This is a genomic window from Wolbachia endosymbiont of Mansonella perstans (assembly GCF_020278605.1).
In the GTDB taxonomy this organism is placed as follows: Bacteria; Pseudomonadota; Alphaproteobacteria; order Rickettsiales; family Anaplasmataceae; genus Wolbachia.
The window spans coordinates 1-591 of sequence record NZ_JACZHU010000155.1 but is presented as its reverse complement, the minus strand read 5'-3'; the positions used below and the strand labels follow the sequence as shown (position 1 = coordinate 591).

Genomic DNA, 591 nt, shown 5'->3' with positions numbered 1-591 from the left:
GAAATCCAGAGAGCATAACAGGGCAATATTTGAATGGAAAGAGGGAAATCTCGATTCCAGAAAGAAGAAAACAAACGACTCAGTTCATAAAGGTAATTAATGCGTGTGAGAATAACTTAAAAAATATAAACGTTGAATTTCCTATAGGGAATTTTATTTGTGTTACTGGAATATCTGGAGGGGGAAAGTCAAGTTTAGTCATAGAAACACTATGCAAATATTCAGCACATAAGATATATAATTCATCTGCAAAGTATGGCAAATGCGATAAGATAGAAGGCCTTGAATATATAGATAAAATTATAGAAATAGACCAGTCACCAATTGGTAGAACTCCTGCGTCAAACCCAGCTACATATGTTGGTATGTTCACTCATATAAGAAATTGGTTTGCAGGTCTTCCAGAGTCGAAGGCACGAGGCTATAACATAGGCCGATTTTCATTTAATACTAAGGGAGGAAGATGTGAAGCGTGCAAAGGTGATGGACATTTAAAGATAGAAATGCATTTTCTGCCGGACGTTTATGTGAAGTGTGAGCAATGTAAAGGTCAGCGGTATAACCGAGAAACGCTAGAGATTACTTTCAAAG

1 pseudogene is annotated in these 591 nt (G+C 36.7%); it reads left to right on the top strand.

Annotated features, from left to right (window positions below):
• Positions 1 to 591 (top strand): annotated as a pseudogene (locus IHO13_RS05570) (excinuclease ABC subunit UvrA); the annotation flags it as partial.